Source organism: Marinobacter alexandrii (assembly GCA_039984955.1).
Taxonomy (GTDB): Bacteria; Bacteroidota; Bacteroidia; order Cytophagales; family Cyclobacteriaceae; genus Ekhidna.
The window spans coordinates 374,931-393,035 of the sequence record JBDWTN010000007.1 but is presented as its reverse complement, the minus strand read 5'-3'; the positions used below and the strand labels follow the sequence as shown (position 1 = coordinate 393,035).

18 protein-coding genes are annotated in these 18,105 nt (G+C 38.7%); 10 read left to right on the top strand and 8 right to left on the bottom strand.

The annotated features are described in order from the left end of the window. Positions 1-121: 121 nt before the first annotated feature. The 3 genes from ppsA to ABJQ32_08115 form a co-directional block, all read right to left on the bottom strand. Positions 122-2,542 (bottom strand): phosphoenolpyruvate synthase, encoded by a 2,421-nt coding sequence (gene ppsA, locus ABJQ32_08125; GenBank protein ID MEP5289603.1) that lies wholly within the window; start codon positions 2,540-2,542, stop codon positions 122-124. Between the two features lie 216 nt (positions 2,543-2,758). Continuing rightward, positions 2,759-3,811 carry a hypothetical protein gene (locus ABJQ32_08120; GenBank protein MEP5289602.1) on the bottom strand — a complete coding sequence of 351 codons (1,053 nt, stop codon included), beginning with the start codon at positions 3,809-3,811 and terminating at the stop codon, positions 2,759-2,761. Further along, positions 3,808-4,356, bottom strand: a complete 549-nt coding sequence (locus ABJQ32_08115; GenBank protein ID MEP5289601.1) for an ATP-binding protein — start codon at positions 4,354-4,356, stop codon at positions 3,808-3,810. Before ABJQ32_08115 ends, ABJQ32_08120 begins: the two co-directional genes overlap by 4 nt. Before the next feature lie 128 nt (positions 4,357-4,484). Between ABJQ32_08115 and ABJQ32_08110 the strand changes: the two genes are divergently transcribed. From ABJQ32_08110 to ABJQ32_08085, 6 genes are all read left to right on the top strand, one after another. Continuing rightward, the gene (locus tag ABJQ32_08110; protein MEP5289600.1) at positions 4,485-5,519 is read left to right on the top strand and encodes a hypothetical protein; all 1,035 of its coding nucleotides are present in this window, start codon (positions 4,485-4,487) and stop codon (positions 5,517-5,519) included. 2 nt (positions 5,520-5,521) lie between these two features. Next, the gene (locus ABJQ32_08105; GenBank protein MEP5289599.1) at positions 5,522-7,816 is read left to right on the top strand and encodes a glycosyltransferase; all 2,295 of its coding nucleotides are present in this window, start codon (positions 5,522-5,524) and stop codon (positions 7,814-7,816) included. A gap of 163 nt (positions 7,817-7,979) precedes the next feature. Beyond that, complete coding sequence (locus ABJQ32_08100) at positions 7,980-8,588, top strand: sterol desaturase family protein (protein ID MEP5289598.1); 609 nt, start codon at positions 7,980-7,982, stop codon at positions 8,586-8,588. A 13-nt stretch (positions 8,589-8,601) separates the two neighbouring features. Then, positions 8,602-9,537, top strand: coding sequence for a hypothetical protein (locus tag ABJQ32_08095; protein MEP5289597.1), 936 nt, complete (start codon positions 8,602-8,604; stop codon positions 9,535-9,537). A gap of 54 nt (positions 9,538-9,591) precedes the next feature. After that, positions 9,592-9,999, top strand: a complete 408-nt coding sequence (locus tag ABJQ32_08090) for a hypothetical protein (protein MEP5289596.1) — start codon at positions 9,592-9,594, stop codon at positions 9,997-9,999. A gap of 27 nt (positions 10,000-10,026) precedes the next feature. Further along, positions 10,027-10,692, top strand: coding sequence for a DUF4332 domain-containing protein (locus ABJQ32_08085; protein ID MEP5289595.1), 666 nt, complete (start codon positions 10,027-10,029; stop codon positions 10,690-10,692). Positions 10,693-10,927: 235 nt separating this feature from the next. Here ABJQ32_08085 and ABJQ32_08080 read toward each other — a convergent pair whose 3' ends face one another. Beyond that, positions 10,928-11,353 carry a hypothetical protein gene (locus ABJQ32_08080; GenBank protein ID MEP5289594.1) on the bottom strand — a complete coding sequence of 142 codons (426 nt, stop codon included), beginning with the start codon at positions 11,351-11,353 and terminating at the stop codon, positions 10,928-10,930. Between the two features lie 653 nt (positions 11,354-12,006). Here ABJQ32_08080 and ABJQ32_08075 point away from each other — a divergent pair. From ABJQ32_08075 to ABJQ32_08060, 4 genes are all read left to right on the top strand, one after another. Further along, complete coding sequence (locus ABJQ32_08075; protein MEP5289593.1) at positions 12,007-12,246, top strand: hypothetical protein; 240 nt, start codon at positions 12,007-12,009, stop codon at positions 12,244-12,246. Between the two features lie 312 nt (positions 12,247-12,558). Continuing rightward, a complete protein-coding gene (locus ABJQ32_08070) occupies positions 12,559-12,897 on the top strand; it encodes a hypothetical protein (protein MEP5289592.1) in 339 nt (112 codons plus the stop codon). 26 nt (positions 12,898-12,923) lie between these two features. Then, positions 12,924-13,676, top strand: coding sequence for a DNA alkylation repair protein (locus ABJQ32_08065; protein ID MEP5289591.1), 753 nt, complete (start codon positions 12,924-12,926; stop codon positions 13,674-13,676). Positions 13,677-13,715: 39 nt separating this feature from the next. Next, the gene (locus ABJQ32_08060) at positions 13,716-14,213 is read left to right on the top strand and encodes a ClbS/DfsB family four-helix bundle protein (GenBank protein MEP5289590.1); all 498 of its coding nucleotides are present in this window, start codon (positions 13,716-13,718) and stop codon (positions 14,211-14,213) included. Positions 14,214-14,234: 21 nt separating this feature from the next. Here the strand turns inward: ABJQ32_08060 and ABJQ32_08055 are convergent, their stop codons facing one another. The 4 genes from ABJQ32_08055 to ABJQ32_08040 form a co-directional block, all read right to left on the bottom strand. Then, positions 14,235-15,152: an L-lactate dehydrogenase gene (locus ABJQ32_08055; protein ID MEP5289589.1), complete on the bottom strand. Its 918-nt coding sequence runs from the start codon at positions 15,150-15,152 to the stop codon at positions 14,235-14,237. Positions 15,153-15,224: 72 nt separating this feature from the next. Next, positions 15,225-15,812 (bottom strand): DUF4136 domain-containing protein, encoded by a 588-nt coding sequence (locus tag ABJQ32_08050; protein MEP5289588.1) that lies wholly within the window; start codon positions 15,810-15,812, stop codon positions 15,225-15,227. Between the two features lie 24 nt (positions 15,813-15,836). Continuing rightward, entirely contained in the window at positions 15,837-16,607 is a 771-nt protein-coding gene (locus ABJQ32_08045; GenBank protein MEP5289587.1) for a glucose 1-dehydrogenase, read from the bottom strand. Between the two features lie 101 nt (positions 16,608-16,708). Then, entirely contained in the window at positions 16,709-18,100 is a 1,392-nt protein-coding gene (locus ABJQ32_08040; GenBank protein ID MEP5289586.1) for an MBL fold metallo-hydrolase, read from the bottom strand. Between the last annotated feature and the right edge of the window lie 5 nt (positions 18,101-18,105).

Sequence of the window (18,105 nt, the reverse complement as noted above, 5' to 3'; positions counted from 1 at the left end):
ATCTCAAAAATTTCGTTCTGAATTTAAGAGAAGAATTTATCAATTTTAAATGTTCGAAATTCTTCATTTCTCAGAATGAAATAGCTTTAAAAGGCTTTTGAGATAGCTTTTTTAGTACACTTTAATCTATAGAGGACAATTCTACTTTTCTATGTAGATCTGCCTCCGCCTCATTGATGTTTTCAATGCCCCTCCATAGGGCATCAGGATTGAATGATACACTGTCAATTCCTTGCTGAACCAGGAACTTGGCGAATTGAGGATCATCACTTGGAGCTTGTCCACAGAGTCCGACTTTAATACCCGCATGCTTAGCGACCATTATAGTATCTCTAATCATAGACTTTACACTTGTGTTTTTTGCATCGAAAAGGTCATTCAAAATTTCAGAATCTCTATCCACACCCAATGTAAGTTGTGTTAGGTCATTGGAGCCTATCGAAAATCCATCAAATATCTCAGCAAACTGCTCAGCTTGTACCACATTACTGGGGATCTCTATCATCATATAAATCTCTAATCCGTTTTTCCCTTGCACCAAACCGTATTCTTCCATTAAGTCAAGTACTTTCCTTCCTTCTTCAGGTGTCCGACAAAAAGGAATCATGAGTTTTACATTATCAAGACCCATTTCATCTCTCACATGCCTCATCGCTTCGCACTCTAGACGGAAGCCTTCCTTATAGGCAGGATGATAGTATCTAGACGCACCCCTCCAGCCTATCATGGGGTTTTCCTCATGCGGTTCAAAATATTTCCCACCAATTAAATTGGCGTATTCATTCGTTTTAAAATCACTCATCCTCACAATCACTTCTTTGGGATAAAATGCCGCAGCGATGGTAGCAACTGACATGGAAAGCTTTTCAATGAAATATTCTTTTTTATTTTCATATCCTTCAGTCAAATGGAGTATTTGAGTACGCACCTCTTCATCTTGAATGCGCTTAAAATCCACAAGTGCCATAGGATGAACTTTTATGGTATTGCTGATAACAAACTCTAATCTCATTAAACCCACACCATTATTAGGAAGTTTTGCCAGCTTGAAAGCTTGTCCCGGATCTGCCAGGATAAATTTCACACCTGTTTCCGGTAGTTGCATATTTGATATATCTATTGCTGTACTAACCCAATTCAATTCACCTTCGAAAACCAATCCCCTGTTCCCTTCTGCGCAGGAGACGGTAACGATCTGTCCGTCTTTTATGGCTTTCGTAGCATTACCTGCTCCTACTACCGCTACTGCTCCAGTTTCTCTTGCTACGATTGCCGCATGGCTGGTTCTACCTCCTCTATCAGTAACGATAGCTGATACTTTCTTGAGTACAGGATCCCAGTCAGGATTGGTAATCTGTGTGACTAACACATCACCTTGTTTCAGTTTGCCAATTTCCTTTGGTGAGCTTAAAACCTTTGCCTTTCCACTTGCAATCGCACTTCCTACATTTTTTCCTTCTACCAATACCTCCCCTTCCTCCAGAAGTTTGAATTCTTTGAATGTATAAGGATCCTTATTGGAATGCACTGTCTCCGGACGTGCTTGAAGGATGTATAATTCCTCATCAATTCCATCTTTTGCCCATTCCAGATCCATAGGCCTTTCATAGTGATCTTCTATAATGACTGACCATCGTGCTAGTTGCAACACTTCTTTGTCGCTAAGTATATACTGTTTTTGTTTTTCAGTATCGGTGTTGATATTGATGGTTTTGGTCTCTACCTCTAGCACTTCATCGGCTAATGGTTCAGTGTAAACCATGGTTTTTTCCTTACTACCCAAGTTTTTAGAAATGATGGCCTGATTGCCATTTTCCAGTGAGGGTTTGAAAACATAAAATTCATCGGGTGTTACCGCTCCCTTTACAATGTTTTCCCCCAAACCCCAGCTGCCACTGATCAGCACCACATCTTCAAAACCACTCTCTGGGTCGATAGTGAAAGTCACTCCTGAGCAAGCAAGATCAGACCGAATCATCTGTTGCACCCCAATAGAAAGAGCTACTTGCATGTGATCGAATCCATTGTCTACACGGTATTTGATAGCTCGGTCTGTAAACAATGAAGCGTAGCATTTTAAAATGGCTTCAAGTAGTTCGGTCTCCGTATCAATGTTTAAATAGCTTTCCTGCATTCCTGCAAAACTGGCTTCAGGTAGGTCTTCAGCTGTGGCACTGCTTCTCACCGCAACTTGCAGTTGATCTTTTCCTTTCAATTCTTTAAATGCTTTTAGTATTTCGTTAGTCAGATCAAGAGGGACGATTCCTTTGAGTAGAAGTAATCTCGCTTCAGTACCGACTTTTTGCAGATTAGCAAATCCTTTGGTATCCAGTTGATCGACTATCTTAGATAGTTCAGAATAAAAATTATTTTGATTGATGAAATGCCAGTAGGCTTTAGCATTTAACGCAAATCCATCTGGAACGCGAATTCCTCTGGGTTTGAGATGATGGATCATTTCTCCAAGCGAGGCATTTTTTCCTCCATATTGATCGATATCATGAATGGTGATGTTCTGAAATGGTTTGATGTATTGATCCATGGCTTTCTGATTTGAGTATATTCTCAATATAGGTTAGGCTAGAAATCGGTTTTATGACTGGCGTCCGTATAGTTGATGATCATTATCATTTACACTAAAAAAGGCGGGTTTAACCGCCTTTGGATGCTAGACCTGGATCCACCTAGAATTCCAGAGTCATGATCTATTAATGTTATTTATTCTACTTGATACTCTATGGATCTTCCATCATACTCATCATACAAAAAGTTGATTGTAATCATATATTACCTCGAAAGTTTCTATGGTCTTACTCCCAGTAAATTGTGATACATACTTGGTCATCAAGTCCAGGTATTTTGAGACCTCTTGAAGAAGACGATGCTTTTCTTGCGTATTTTCAGCTTGCTTAGCTCGTAAAGCATTAACCTTTGCTCTTACATTAGCTCTATAGCATTTATAGTATGCAAAAAGCCGCTCCTCTTTTACACTACTGATGATTGGGAAAGTGTTAAGATATGCCGTAGTAAAATTTTTACTGAGATCTTCCCTCTCTCTGGCTTCCAAATCCATGCACAAAAAAGCGATCTCATCGAGCACATCTATCTGCCGGAAGTCATCATTAAACTCAATGCAGTCAAATAGGATAGGCTCATTGAGTAAGAAGATGTTTTTTGAATGAAGGTCTCCATGGACATCTCTTACAAATCCATATCTAACCCTGTTATTAAAAAGATCGATGTTGCTATTTAAGTAATGATTGCTTTCCAAAATCGCATCATTGATTTGCTGCTCTGCTTTTAAACCTAGTTCTTGATAAAGGAAGTTTTTGATCGTGTATATATCATTGAATTTTTGACAGGCATCCCTTACGGAGAAGTTTGTTCTTGTAACATCAGCGTCGTGGTGGAATTGTGCGATTGTTTTGGCAAGCTTACCTATCGCTTTTGAGGTTGCCAGGTTGTTTTCAATCATATGATCCATTTGAAAGTCTGAATTGATTTTTTTCATTTTCACTCCATAATCAATCAACTCATCACCTTTGAACTGTATTTTTCCCTCAGACTTATAAATGGGGACCACTCCGAGATAGATATCGCTGTACCTGCTGTTTAGCTCAACCTCTCGTTCACAATAGTATTTTCGTCGGGCCAGTTTGAAATAGTTCAGAAACGAATACCTGATAGGTTTCTTAAATTTGTATGCAAACTCCTCAGTGAGAACGATCCATGAGATATGCGTCTCAATCAGTTGTACTTCCCCTTCTTTTTTAAGTGATTGTACCAATGATTCAATTTCTTTCCTTTTCATATTTCTTTATTTAGCTGTATGTAATCCAATGATATTTTGATCATTTCCTCTATGTTTTCATTCGTTGAATCAAGCTCCAAGTGTGGCCTTTTCATCGGTTGAAATACCCTCTTCAATTGTTGATACACTCCAAAATCTGCATCACTAAAAAATCTTTTCTTCTGAATTCGCTTTTTTATCAATGCTTCAGAAGCTTGTACTTCTATGAAGTAACATTTGGCTATTCTCTCAAAAGTGCTTCTTACCACTCCTCTCCATTTTTTCAAATAGAAAGTGCCATCTAGTACTACATCATTTTCATTCTTTAATGAGTCTTTTGCTAGTCTCAACATCTCATGATATACTTTTTCCTTTGCTCTCAATGAGTAATCTTTCTCCTCAAAGAGTGTTACTCTCACTTGATCCGAACTGATGTAATGTGCTCCTATTACTTCTGCAAACTTTTCTGCGAAGTAGCTTTTACCTGATCCAGGTAATCCTAAGACAACTACAATCATCCTACTCATTTCAGAATCAAAATAGAGACTGAATACATATGCTTCCATGAATTATCTCATCAAAATGCATAACCTTGATCAGGTCTGAGACAGCTTTAAGGATCAGTCAAAAAATTGACCTACCTCATGGTTCATTCAAGCCAGAGCATGTTGATTAAGCCTTCAAATCTTAAATCATGCAGAAAATCAAGAAATTAGGAATGCTTCTGGACAAAACGGAATTGGGTTTTGAAAACGAAGGAGTGTTCAATCCTGCGGTGATTGCTGATAATAATAGCATCCATCTCTTTTATCGAGCGGTAAGAGTGGGTAATTATAGCTCTATCGGCTATTGTCGCCTTGACACGCCAGATCGAGTAGGAAAAAGACATAAAAAACCGATCTTATTTCCCGAGCATAAATACGAATCTCAGGGGATAGAAGATCCTCGCATAGCCAAAGTGGATGACACATATTATATGACATATACGGCTTATGATAGAATAAATGCAGCAGGAGCAGTAGCCACTTCTCGCGATCTTAAAAAGTTTGAAAAAAGAGGGGTGATTACTCCGCAACTAACTTATCGAGAGTACAAACATCTTGTAGAATGCTCCCCTGGCCTAAATGAGAAATACTTTTTTCATTATAAAATTTTCAAGGAGCATGGGCTAGGACCTGAGGTAGCTGGTAAGTTGAAAATTTGGGATAAAAACCTGATGTTTTTCCCCAGGAGAATCAATGGAAAATTTGCGTTGCTGCATCGCATTCACCCAGGAATTCAAATTGTTTATTTCAACAGTTTTGAAGAACTCACTCACGAATTTTGGAAGGACTATTTTATGAACCTGGAGAAACACATCGTGATGGATCCTATGCTTTACTACGAGTCTAGTCACATAGGAGGAGGGTGTCCTCCAATTGAAACGGAAAAGGGATGGTTGTTGATATACCACGCCGCTCAGGATACTCCACAAGGATTCAAGTATCATGCTTCTGCAGCCTTATTAAACCTTCATAATCCCCAAATAGAGATTGCCCGATTGAAGAACCCATTGATTTCACCAACACTTAAATGGGAAAAAGAGGGAATAGTGAACAATATCATTTTTCCATCGGGGGCAATCGTGGCAGAAGATCACTTATACATCTATTACGGAGCTGCAGATCAAAGAGTAGGAGTGGCCACTATCAAATTAAACGAATTACTAAACCAGCTTAAAAAGGATTAATTATGAACCAGCAAAAGAAGAAGATAGTGTTTTTCACCAGTTACCCACCTCGTGAATGTGGTATTGCCACATTTAGCTTGGATTTAATTTCTGCACTTAGCAGGCAATTTGGAGAAACATTTCAAATAGAAGTCTGCGCTTTGGATAATGGAAAAGTGGAGAGAAACTATCCAGAGGAAGTTAGTTATCAACTGGATGTTACAGACCCTGAGGATGTAGAGGATGTGGCAAATGACATCAATGAAGATGGATACATAGTAGGGGTTTGCTTTCAGCACGAATTTGGATTATTTATAGGTAAATACGGACAGAGCCTTTTGGATCTATTAGGACAGTTGAAAAAACCTATCTATACCACATTCCATACCGTGCTACCTTCTCCAAATAAGGAATTAAAAAAGGTAGTTGAAAAGATCATTTCCAAATCGCAAAAAGTGGTGGTGATGACAAAAAATGCTTCGAACGTGCTTGGAAAATTCTATCGGATTAGTAAGAAGAAAGTGGTTGTTATCCCTCATGGAACGCATTTGGTTAATTGGAAAAAGCCAGAATCACTCAAAGAAAAATATGACTTAAGTGGTCATTTAATTTTATCCACTTTTGGCTTACTTGGTCCGAATAAGAGTATCGAAACTACTCTTAAGGCTCTTCCGGATATCATAGCTTCCCATCCAAGTGTAAAGTTCCTTGTATTAGGAAAAACACATCCCGAGCTGGTAAAGCGAGATGGAGAAACTTATCGTAGTAAACTAAAACGTTTAGTGAAGAAACTGGGTATTGAAGAGCATGTCTTATTCATCAATAAATACTTATCACTTGATGAACTATTAGAGTATCTGCAGATGACCGATGTGTACTTGTTTACATCGAAGGATCCTAATCAAGCAGTGAGCGGAACATTTGCCTATGCACTTAGCTGCGCATGTCCGATAGTCTCCACACCTATACCGCATGCGCTTGAAATGTTGGATGAAAATGTAGGAAGAATAATTGATTTTGAAGACCATACACAATTGGCAAATGAAACAAATGAACTCCTTTCCAGTCATAATAAGCGGGTGGAGATGTCATTAAATGCTTTTCATAAAACTCGGATAACTGTCTGGGAAAATGTGGCTATTCAATATGCTGATCTATTCAAGAAATGTTTGCCATCAGAAGATCAATTCGAGTACAGTTATCCAAATATTTCACTCCAGCATCTAAAAAGGATGACCACCGATGAGGGTATTCTACAGTTTTCATCATTAGGTATTCCAGACCTGTCCTCTGGCTTCACGCTGGACGACAATGCAAGGGCGATGATAGGCACTATCATGCACTATTCTCAGTTTCAAAATCCAGAGGACTTAATCTTAATTGAAAAATATTTTACATTCATTAAATACTGTCAGAAGCCTAACGGGAGGTTCAATAATTATGTAGATATCTATGGAGAGTTTCATAAGCAGAATCATTATACAAATTTGGAAGATTCTAATGGTCGTGCGGTCTGGGCGTTGGGCTACCTCGTGGCGAACCACAAAGTTCTGCCGCATGATCTTGTTACGAAAGCCATCATCGCTTTGTCTCAAGCCGCGGACTGGATGATTAGAGTCAAATCCCCTCGTTCTATGGCATTTGTAATTAAAGGTCTTTATTACCATCATCAATACCTTAAGAACCAGACATTTACGGAGATTGTAGAAAGCCTAAGTAATCGACTTATCCAGCATTACCAAGATCAGTCACACGATGATTGGTATTGGTTTGAAGGGTATCTCACTTATGCCAATAGCGTGTTGCCGGAGGCCCTTATGTTATCAAGCGAGTTGATTAAGAATGACCATAAAAAGGCAGTAGCAATCAAATCGCTTGACTTTTTGATCTCAAAGATTTTCAAAAAAGGGAAAATCAAAGTCATTTCCAATAGAGGCTGGATGCATAAGGGTGAAGAGAATACTCATTATGGAGAGCAACCTATTGATGTGGCTTACACCATACTCGCGTTGGATAATTTTTATAGAATATCAGGAGATAAAAAATACAAGGATTACTTAAAAACAGCTTTTGAGTGGTTTTTGGGAAATAACCATCTCAATCAAATTATTTACAACCCCATATCTGGAGGTTGCTATGATGGGCTGGAAGAAGATCATCCAAATCTCAATGAAGGAGCTGAGTCCACAGTATGTTATCTGATGTCCAGATTGATAATGGAGTCCTACAAAAGAAAAGCAGCAGATCGTCCAGTCAGATATTTGCCATTCAAAAACCATGGTGTTAAGCAAAAACTACTAACCATTAAGGTTTCATAATAAAGAATGTGATAATCTCTATTATGAAGGAAAAGGTTCATTCATAGAATGATGCAAACCGAATTTTATAAGACAATCACTTCCTCAAATCAGATAAGAAGAAACATATTTTTCAATGAGCTTGATCATATTATTTTGGAGGATTTAGTAATGATATTCAGATATGGAAATTACGAATAAACCTCACACAAAAGGCACTAAACAGCTTTTTAGCAATAAGCTTTTGGAGAAGATTACCAGAACACATATTGCTGTACCTCTAGTGTTTTTTTCAATGATATCTATAGGACTCTTGTACCATGGGTTTCAGCATTCATTCATCACACTAGTGAGTACCGTACTCTTGTTTATGGCAGGCTTTCTGACTTTTACATTGGTAGAATACTTGATGCATCGATTCTTATTTCATTTTCCAATCAAAACAGATCACGCTGCGAAGTTTACTTACACCATTCATGGAGTACATCATGATTATCCAAAAGACAAGGATCGATTGGCTATGCCTATTCCCCTGAGTGCTTTGCTCAGTGTGGGATTTTTTTTCTTTTTTAAATTTCTTTTGGGAAGTCTCGTCTTTGCCTTTTTACCCGGATTTTTAATGGGTTATGCTACCTATCTATGGATTCATTACATGGTGCATGCATTTGATCCCCCAAAAAACTTCTGGAAAACTTTGTGGACTAATCATGCGATTCATCATTATAAGAATCCTGAAAAGGCATTTGGAGTTTCTTCTCCATTGTGGGATATAATATTCAGAACCATGCCATAGCTTTTGTTCCAAGATGAATAACGATCAAATCATAGACTGGTTATTGGATGGAGATGTTTCCATTCAATATCAGGTGCATAGGGATTTATTAGATAACGATCGAAAAGACCTTCAAGGTAGGATAGCCATCGAAGGTTGGGGGAGTGAGTTCTTATCCAGAAGAAACTTTGACGGTCACTGGGGGAAGAAATTTTATCAACCGAAATGGACTTCATCTCACTACACACTTATGGATTTAAGAAACCTTTGCATATCACCAAATCATCCTTTATTAAAAGAAGCCATCATTTTGATTTTAATGAATGAAAAGGGGGAAGATGGTGGCATTAATCCTGCAGGAACGGTACAAGTAAGTGATGTTTGCCTTAATGGGATGTTTCTTAATTATGCCTGTTACTTTCAATCCGAGGAAGTACAGCTTCAATCGGTGGTTGACTTCATTTTGTCTCAACTTATGGAGGATGGTGGATTTAATTGTAGGTCTAATAGATCCGGAGCAATCCATAGCTCTTTACACAGCACGCTATCTATACTAGAAGGAATAACAGAGTATGAGCGAAATGGATACACATACAGATTAGAAGAATTACAGTCTGCTCAAAAGTCATCCATAGAATTTATCCTGCAACATCAACTTTTTATCTCCGACAGAACAGGTGATATTATTCGTAAAGACTTCTTAAAATTATCATACCCATGCCGATGGAGGTATGATATACTGAAGGCATTGGACTATTTCCAGTATTCGAAGACACCTTGGGATAATCGCATGGAAGAGGCAATGAAAGTGTTGCTAAAAAAGCGAAACAAGGATCAAACCTGGAATGTGCAAGCCAAGCATCCAGGACAAGTGCATTTTGAGATGGAAAAAGCAGGTAAACCCAGTCGCTGGAATACGCTGAGAGCTATGAGGATATTGAGGCGGTTTAGCAAAATAAAATCGACATGAATCTCCAAAAATGGTCAATTATTAATATCCTATCCGCTTGATAAAAACTTAAATATGCTCGTAAAAATTCTTACATCAATAGGGAGCATTGCTTCTATCATTTTTGGAATCTGGCACTTCTTCGCGCCACAGATTTGGGATTGGTATAGTTATATCTATAAGACAGCTACTGAGCTGATAGTAGCAGTTAGAGCGATTAACATTTTCTTCTCATTATCACTTTTACTTCTGGGTGTGGCCAATTTGCTTTTTGTATTCAGGATTATCCAAGATCAATTTTCATTGGGTGTAATGTTGGGTATCTCGACTATTCTATGGAGTATGAGAGTGGTTTTACAGATCATTTATCCTCAAGGCTCTCAAAATCCAACTGTACAATATAGTATGCTGGCAATTTTCATTTTGGTAGCTCTGTGCTACGGAACTTCGCTAGTAGTCGTGTTTAATGAGAGTTATAATTGAAGCAAGAGATAATCAAAAATAAATTATATGAGCTATTACATCAACCTTGAAAAAATGACGATCGAGTTCTTCAAGGAATGGTTGGAGACATCAAATCTTATTCCAAGCTGGATGATATTAAGGGATAATATCGATCATTTGAAAAGCATAAAGAAACTAGGAATTGACAACCTTGAGCAATTGAGAATAATATTGAGAAGTAAGTCTAATCTCCAAGAATTTGCTAGCAAAAGCGGTCTTCCGGAAGATTACCTTACTGTGCCTAGGAGAGTAGTTAACGGCTTTCATCCCAAACCAAACAGGATTAAGGATTTTCCAGGAATGAGCCAGATTACAGTAGACATATTAAAGAAAACAGGTATTGCAAGTACACTCCAGTTATTTGAATTTATCAATGAAAGCTCGAAAAGAAAGCAGTTTGTTAAAGATACTGGTCTGGACAAGGAGGAAGTGGATACACTCTGGAAGCTAACTGATCTTTCCAGGATTAAATGGGTCAATCATACATTTGCCTTTGTCCTAAAAGCGGCTGGATATGGTAGTTCAAAGAAGGTGGCAAATGCGGATCATGAGGAAATGTATTACAAAATAAAAGATCTGAATGATGAGCGAAGATTTTATCCAGGAACCATTGGTTTGAATGACATGGGAAGGTGCGTGGAGGCAGCTCAGATGCTGGTTTTATTTGAATGATTGTTAAGTGATTCAAACTACCGTCGACTTCTAGGTTTTATTGAAGCTTTACCTAAAGATAAGAAAATAGCTGTCTTTCCTATGGGTAACCTTAATAAGAATATTAGTGGTGGTTTTGTCTTATCATCGAGAAGTAACCGTAACTTTCCTTTATTCTTTTAGATAAACTGAATCTTTCCGTATGGTCATTTTTGGCCTGAAAAGGCCGATCATATGCTCTAAGCATAAATCATCCTTAACGAGGGTAAGGATAGTAATAATTTTCTGGTGGCGCTTTTATTTTATACTCCGATTGAAGAAAAGCCACTAGATCAATGAGTTCTTGGATAGTCATCACTTCATTGTAATTCTCCATCTTTGAAAGACCTTCTTCGGTAGAGCCCTCTTGTTTGTATTGCTGTGCGATTTCATGAGAAGGATTGATAACTGAGGTAACCAAACCTCCATAAGTTTTCTTATTAGTTACTTCACCACCGAGAGGTATGTTAAGGCTATCACTTCCGCCTTTCCACTCGATATCCGAAATACTATGGCATTCATTGCAAGAAAACTTCATATAGATAACTTTTCCTTCAAGAACTTCACCTTCAGGCAATGCAAATCCGCGTGCTTGCTCATTGCAACTACTTACTAGCAAGGCTCCACACAATAGGGTGAACACCTTTAAATAATTTCGCAGATTACACAACGTTTTGTATTTATTCTTAACTGACATAAATAAATGCTATATCTAAATTGAGTATTTAATTACACTATGGTTCATTCATCAATGTCTTAAGAGTAGTAGTTAAGGAAAACAAAGAAAATGATCCTCATCAGTCTTAGGGTTGATGCTTATCAAGAAGTTCCATCACAAATCGCAGAACTCTTATGCATAGCCATTACGGCAACTTCCAGTCATGGAGATTGGGCCTATAAACTTATTAACCTCAGTTCGATTTAAGAATCACCAAAACCTGTCTTTCTGACCTGCCCGTCCGTTCAGGCGGACGCAGGAAGAATCTTCGTAACTTCAAAAATCATTACTTTTTCTTAAAGGATCTCTGAGTTGAAGAAAGATCTTTCTTTTCAATCAAGATGACATGTTTTGATGATTCTTGATAAATATTTAGCTCGAAATTAGGTTATTATGAAGTGTTTCAGGAATTGATAAACTCTTGATTTTAGGTCATTCAAGCCAAACTCAGATTATAAGCATGAGATACGCCATCAAAGTGGTTTTTAGCTGATAAGCATTATGCTTTTAACTGATCATGTTCATGGAAACAGTTCGTGTTAATAAGTTGCTTCGTGGTACACCCAATGAGAATAGTTATGGAAGAATTTAGAAGGGAAATCGATGCTATTTTGGAAGATCATGAGTCGGGATCAACGATACTTCTTGACAAGATCATTTTGTCACTGGATCAAAGAGATATTCCAGAGGAAGAACTTTGCTTGGCTTTTGAAAGATTAGGGACGATTGATCCAGCCATGGTTATTATACATCATTTCATCAATGAAGATGAAGCCCGGAATCGGACGAGGGTTTTTAAGGTATTTACACAGGTATAAAAAGACCTGGAAGAATATTGAAGTACCAATTGCCAGACGTTTATCAAAACACCTCAACCATCAAGGACTCTGGGTACTCGTACATAGTTACAGTGGGACCATCTGAGATCCTTTAAACAACGCCTAACCACAGGTTTTGAAACAGGACATTTTTCAGTATCAAAGCCTGACTTTAATCATAGTATCACTCCTGCAAGCGGCCTAGATTCTATCATGGAATGTCCATAAGAATCTTATTTCATACCGTCCTAAAAATGATAAGAGGCTTACATTAAATTCCATTAAGTGCTAATTAAAAAATATGCAATACACATGAAAAAGAAAGAAGACGTCCATTTACATGTAAAATTGATCAGCAAGGAAAATAAGGAACCCTTGAAGGGAGATGATTATGTTGTGCATTTCTTTGATAAGGATCTGGTGGTAGACGATTATTTAGGTGAATCCTCACTAGATGATTTTGGACATGCTCAAATTATTGTGCACAGCAAAGACTATAAGGTAGGTGGCTCTTTTCTGGAAAGACACCCGGATATTTATTTAAAGTTTTTAAGGGCGAGAATGAAACATATAAGAGCTCTGTCTTTAAGAATGCCCATCTCGAGGAAGCAAAGGACTATCCTGCTTCGGGAAGATCTCACTACGATTTAGGAACATTTATTATTTGAGATAGTCCTATGCTCTCTAAAGTGATCAATGGAATGAATAACTCCTCTATAATCTTCGAAGATGTAATCAAGCATGTCAAAGAGGATATTCAACGTAATGTAGACGAAAAGACACGCCTGTCTGGGAAGCACTTTTTTAAGGAGCCCATCAAATACTACGGGACGAAAACTGCCATTGTGCGCAAGATTGCAAAGAAGTATTACAAAGTTTTGAGTGGCACTCCCAAAGCAACCTTGTTTGATTTATGTACAGAATTGTGGAAATCTGGCTATCTGGAAGAAGCTTTTGTGGCATGTGAGTGGTCTTATTCTATTCGAAAGAAATTTCAGGAAGAGGATTTTGAAGTATTTCAGCATTGGGTAGAGTCATATGTGAACAACTGGGCATCATGCGATACACTTTGCAATCATACGATTGGGAGCTTCCTGGAGATGTACCCTCAATACTTGGAAGAGTTGAAAGTATGGGCTCAATCTCCGAATAGATGGATGCGAAGAGCGGCTACTGTATCACTAATAGTTCCGGCCAGGAAGGGTAAGTTTTTGGAGAAAATCTTGATGCTTGCTGATATATTATTGATGGACACAGATGATTTAGTACAAAAGGGATACGGCTGGATGCTCAAAGTGGCAAGCAAACATCATCAAGATGAAGTATTTGATTTTGTTATGAAGAACAAGGCTGAGATGCCTCGCACTGCTTTACGTTACGCTATTGAAAAAATGCCGAAGGACAAAAGAGCAGTGGCCATGAAAAAGTAGTAGCCAGAGAAATTTAATGAGAAAACAAATTTTATAATTATGCCAAGACCAACAACAAAGAATGAGTTAGTATCACTAAGTGATAAAAACTATCAAAAACTGAATGATTTCATAGATCAACTGCTCGAGATAAAAAGGCAAAGTGATTTTCCAGAAGGCACACTCAATAGAAATATTAGTGACGTGATATGCCATTTGCATCACTGGCATCTTATGGTGATAGACTGGTATAAAGTTGGAATGACTGGAGAGAAGCCTGATATTCCTGCTAAAGGATATACCTGGAAAACTGTTCCTGACCTCAATCGGGAAATTCAGAAAAAGTATTCCGGCAATTCCCTGGAAAAGTCTAGAGAGTTATTTGCAGGTACACACAAAAAAATGAGTGATCTTATAAATAAGCATTCAGATGAGGAACTGTTTGAAAAGAAAAGATATAAATGGACAGGAACTACTTCTTTAGGAGCCTATCTGATTTCAGCCACATCCAGCCATTATGATTGGGCGTATAAGCTTATTAAGAAGTGTACGAAATAGAGAGAAACATCCTACACATTACTACGCCACACTGTCAATGGCCCTCCGCAATACTTGAGCGGAAAGTGCTAGTTTTTCTTGTTCTGAAGAAGTCATTTCTACTTCGATGAGTCGGTCAATTCCATTTTCACCAATGAGGGTAGGTACAGAAAGTGCGATATCACTTAATCCATAGGGACCATTGAGTGTAGAGGAAATGTTGCACACTCTTTTGTGCCCATACATTAACCATTTCAGCAGTGTTGCTGTTACCAATCCAATAGCATGATTGGTAGCTCCCTTTCGTTTAATAATCTCTTGAGCTGCTTTGCGAACCTGGATAGTGATGTTTTCTTCATCGGAGGTAGACCAACCTTCCCAGTTTCGAAGGGGCATGCCACCCACCATTGCTGAGGACCATAGCACTACTTCTGAATCTCCATGCTCGGCAATGACATTGGCATGAATGCTTTTAGGGTCAACCTTTATCCGCTTACCAATCATCTCGCGAAGACGTGCGGTATCTAGCATAGTCCCTGTGCCTATGACTCGTTCAACTGGCAAACCGGTGAATTTTTGATAGTAATAAGTCAGTACGTCCACGGGGTTTGATACAATGACTAATATGCCTTTATATTCTTTTAATTGGGATGAGATATCTTTCACGATTTTGATATTCTCTTTGAGTAAATCCAATCGGGTTTCGCCTGGTCTTCCACCTCGGCCAGCCGTTATTACTATCACATCGCAATGCTTCATGTCTTGTATAGAGCAAGCCTGTGTATCAGCAGTGGGAAAAAATGAAGACCCATGGTTTAAGTCCATTGCCTCGCCTTCAGCAATGTCCATATTGATGTCATTTAACAACAATTTTTTACACAACCCTTTTTGCAGTATTGATATTGCAACACTGGACCCGACCCAACCCATTCCAATGATGCCAATGGAGTTATTTTTCATTTTAGTTAGTTCAATCTAGTTTTTCAAAGGAAGATAGTAAATCGTTGAGGTTTGTGATATTCTGGACCTTAGTCAATTTTGGAAGCCATCCCCTGCACGATATGGGTATTCATCAAACATTCTTTCAATTACTTCATTTATTCGCTCTTCCGTTTTCTTTTTGAACTTTTCAGGAGTGCCTGTGGCAACACCGTGCCACACCAGTCTTTTTGTTTTGGTATCTACAAGATCCACGATGAGTGTTCCTTCGTCATAGTCTCGAACATGGACGGTAGTGTAGCCCCATCCTGAACCCCAAAAATTGTAATAATTTCCCCAATACCCGTAGTACCAGAATCTTGAATGATAAGGAAAATATGGTCCGTCATATCGAGTTACCTCTTCTGTTTTCTGCTCTATTTTCACATAGATATTGACCATTAAATCGGCCTGAGGAGCTTGTCTGTAGCCACGAGCTTCTAGTTGACGAGCAATGGCTTTTCTTATCCGCTGACCATTCAGATCATTGATGATCGGATCGTTTGGTAAATTCTCTGAAGGAGGCCCCATCTCAAATGTTAAATAACCGGCAAAAGCAGCTTCCTTGTCATAATCTGTGAATATCTGTACCGAACTACATGCACATACTATTGTGAGTAATAGTAATCTTGCTTTTTTCATAATTTTTCTGTTGAAATCAGGAATTTATTGAGCTGTATATCCACCATCAATAACCAGCTCCTCTCCGGTTACAAACTTTGATTCGTCGGAAGCCAGATACAAGGCGCCATATGCGATATCGTCAGGCTCTCCCATGTGTCCGATGGGGTGAAGCTCGTCAGTGGCTTTTCTTCCTTCTTCGATGCTGCCTCCACTTTGACCTAAAAAATCTTCTACGAGAGGAGTCCAGATAAAACCAGGATGAATAGAGTTTGCACGAATTTGTTCCGATGCATACAATAGCGCATCTGTTTTGGACATTGACCTTACAGCTCCTTTCGATGCATGATATGGAGGAATATCAGGGGCACTTATGATTCCATAAATGGATGACAAATTGATGATACTTGAAGGACCACTTTTTTTCATGTAAGGAACAGCATGCTTGGTGCAGAAGAATACACCTTTCACATTGACGGCCATCACTTGATCCCATTCTTCTTCAGTAACCTGATCGGTAGGTGCATTAGCTCCAGCAATTCCGGCATTGTTTACCAGTACATTCAGCTTTCCCCATTTATCAAATACTTCCTTTAAGACGGTACTTACTTCTTTTTCATCTGTCACATCAAGGTGCCAATAAGCAGCTTCTCCACCGAGTCGTACTATTTTGTCGACCACTTTTCTTCCCTCTTCATCCAGTACATCAGTAACTGCCACTTTGGCGCCCTCTTTTGCAAAGAGCTCGGCTGTAGCTTCACCAATGCCCAGAGATGCTCCTGTTACTACCGCTACTTTTCCTTCTAATCGTTTCATAATTTATCTCCTTTAGTGATTGAATTCTTACTGCAAATTCAGTTAGAAAAACTCTTCAGGAAATGATGTAGATCAGCTAGAAAATTGATTGTAGCGAGGTATCAGATATGTTCAAAAAGTTGAAACGATTCTAAGTATTCGGGGACGATGACATTTTTCCACTCCATCTTTCTTATAGACCTGGCTAATTGATAGGAGCTCTCTGCTTCTCCATGCACGATGAATGTCCGCTTGGGCGGATTAGTGAAATGCCTTAGCCAATCAAGGATTTCTGTTTTATCTCCATGAGCTGAGAAACCGTTGAGTTTTCTGATGTTACATTTTATCGGAACATGTTGCCCGAAAATGCTCACAAACTCATCACCTTCCAAGATTTTTCGCCCTCGCGTACCTTCTGCCTGATAGCCTACAAACAAAACCGTGTCATTTTCTCTGGGCAGTCTATGATATAGATGATGGAGTATCCTTCCACCTGCACACATGCCACTTGCTGAGATGATGATTGCATTTTTAGTGACATTATTCAACGCTACTGAAGCATCCTGAGGCTGTAGATAGTGGAAATTTTTGTAGTCGAAAATACTGGGAGAATCTGCTTTTTTTAATTTGTGGTATTCGTGATGTTTCCTGTAAAGTGCTGTTGCGCTTATGGCCATTGGACTGTCAATGTAAACAGGCACATTCGGGATCAACCCTTGTTCCAAAAGTTGTTTAAGGTAGTACAAAATGGCTTGTGTTCTGCCTACAGCAAAAGAGGGAATGAGAAGACATCCATCATTTTGAAGTGTCTCATTGATGATTTCTTGAAAAAGGAGAATAGGATTTTCAGTCTTCACTTCTCGGTTTCCATAAGTGGATTCTACAAGTATGATATCAGCTTCTTGAAGCTTTTTGGATGGATGAAGCACCGGATGATTAGCAGGACCTAAGTCTCCTGAAAAGATAATTTTCTTCATCTGCTCATTGCCTGCTATTTGCATAGACACGATAGATGAGCCCAAAATATGCCCAGCATCTGAAAAAACAATTTCTACCTTAGAATTCAAGTGTACAGATTTTTCATAAGGATGACCTTGAAGCATTGAAAGTGCTTTTTTAGCGTCTTCAATGGTAAATAAAGGTTGTGGAGATGAGTGCCTTGAATATCCTTTCTTATGAGCCCATTCGGCTTCTTCTTCTTGTAGTTTAGCAGCATCGAGCAGCATGACTTCAAGTAAATCTGCCGTAGCTTCAGTGCAATAAATTGGGCCACTGAATCCCTGTCTGACCAACCTGGGGAGATAACCCGAGTGATCTATATGAGCATGCGTGAGCACTACTGCATTAATCGTCTTGGGGTCAATAGGGAATTCATTCCAATTTCGTTCTCGCAGGTCACGAACACCTTGGAACAATCCACAGTCAACCAGCAATCGTAAATTATCAATATCTAATAAATATTTTGATCCAGTAACTGTCTTGGCTGCACCTAAAAACTTAATTCGTATGTTCATTCAAT

What these genes read in the sequence shown, in the direction of transcription:
- ppsA (MEP5289603.1), bottom strand. Translation starts at nt 2,542, where the DNA reads ATGGATCAATACATCAAACCATTTCAGAACATCACCATTCATGATATC.
- ABJQ32_08120 (MEP5289602.1), bottom strand. Translation starts at nt 3,811, where the DNA reads ATGAAAAGGAAAGAAATTGAATCATTGGTACAATCACTTAAAAAAGAA.
- ABJQ32_08115 (MEP5289601.1), bottom strand. Translation starts at nt 4,356, where the DNA reads ATGGAAGCATATGTATTCAGTCTCTATTTTGATTCTGAAATGAGTAGG.
- ABJQ32_08110 (MEP5289600.1), top strand. Translation starts at nt 4,485, where the DNA reads ATGCAGAAAATCAAGAAATTAGGAATGCTTCTGGACAAAACGGAATTG.
- ABJQ32_08105 (MEP5289599.1), top strand. Translation starts at nt 5,522, where the DNA reads ATGAACCAGCAAAAGAAGAAGATAGTGTTTTTCACCAGTTACCCACCT.
- ABJQ32_08100 (MEP5289598.1), top strand. Translation starts at nt 7,980, where the DNA reads ATGGAAATTACGAATAAACCTCACACAAAAGGCACTAAACAGCTTTTT.
- ABJQ32_08095 (MEP5289597.1), top strand. Translation starts at nt 8,602, where the DNA reads ATGAATAACGATCAAATCATAGACTGGTTATTGGATGGAGATGTTTCC.
- ABJQ32_08090 (MEP5289596.1), top strand. Translation starts at nt 9,592, where the DNA reads ATGCTCGTAAAAATTCTTACATCAATAGGGAGCATTGCTTCTATCATT.
- ABJQ32_08085 (MEP5289595.1), top strand. Translation starts at nt 10,027, where the DNA reads ATGAGCTATTACATCAACCTTGAAAAAATGACGATCGAGTTCTTCAAG.
- ABJQ32_08075 (MEP5289593.1), top strand. Translation starts at nt 12,007, where the DNA reads ATGGAAGAATTTAGAAGGGAAATCGATGCTATTTTGGAAGATCATGAG.
- ABJQ32_08070 (MEP5289592.1), top strand. Translation starts at nt 12,559, where the DNA reads ATGAAAAAGAAAGAAGACGTCCATTTACATGTAAAATTGATCAGCAAG.
- ABJQ32_08065 (MEP5289591.1), top strand. Translation starts at nt 12,924, where the DNA reads ATGCTCTCTAAAGTGATCAATGGAATGAATAACTCCTCTATAATCTTC.
- ABJQ32_08060 (MEP5289590.1), top strand. Translation starts at nt 13,716, where the DNA reads ATGCCAAGACCAACAACAAAGAATGAGTTAGTATCACTAAGTGATAAA.
- ABJQ32_08055 (MEP5289589.1), bottom strand. Translation starts at nt 15,152, where the DNA reads ATGAAAAATAACTCCATTGGCATCATTGGAATGGGTTGGGTCGGGTCC.
- ABJQ32_08050 (MEP5289588.1), bottom strand. Translation starts at nt 15,812, where the DNA reads ATGAAAAAAGCAAGATTACTATTACTCACAATAGTATGTGCATGTAGT.
- ABJQ32_08045 (MEP5289587.1), bottom strand. Translation starts at nt 16,607, where the DNA reads ATGAAACGATTAGAAGGAAAAGTAGCGGTAGTAACAGGAGCATCTCTG.
- ABJQ32_08040 (MEP5289586.1), bottom strand. Translation starts at nt 18,100, where the DNA reads ATGAACATACGAATTAAGTTTTTAGGTGCAGCCAAGACAGTTACTGGA.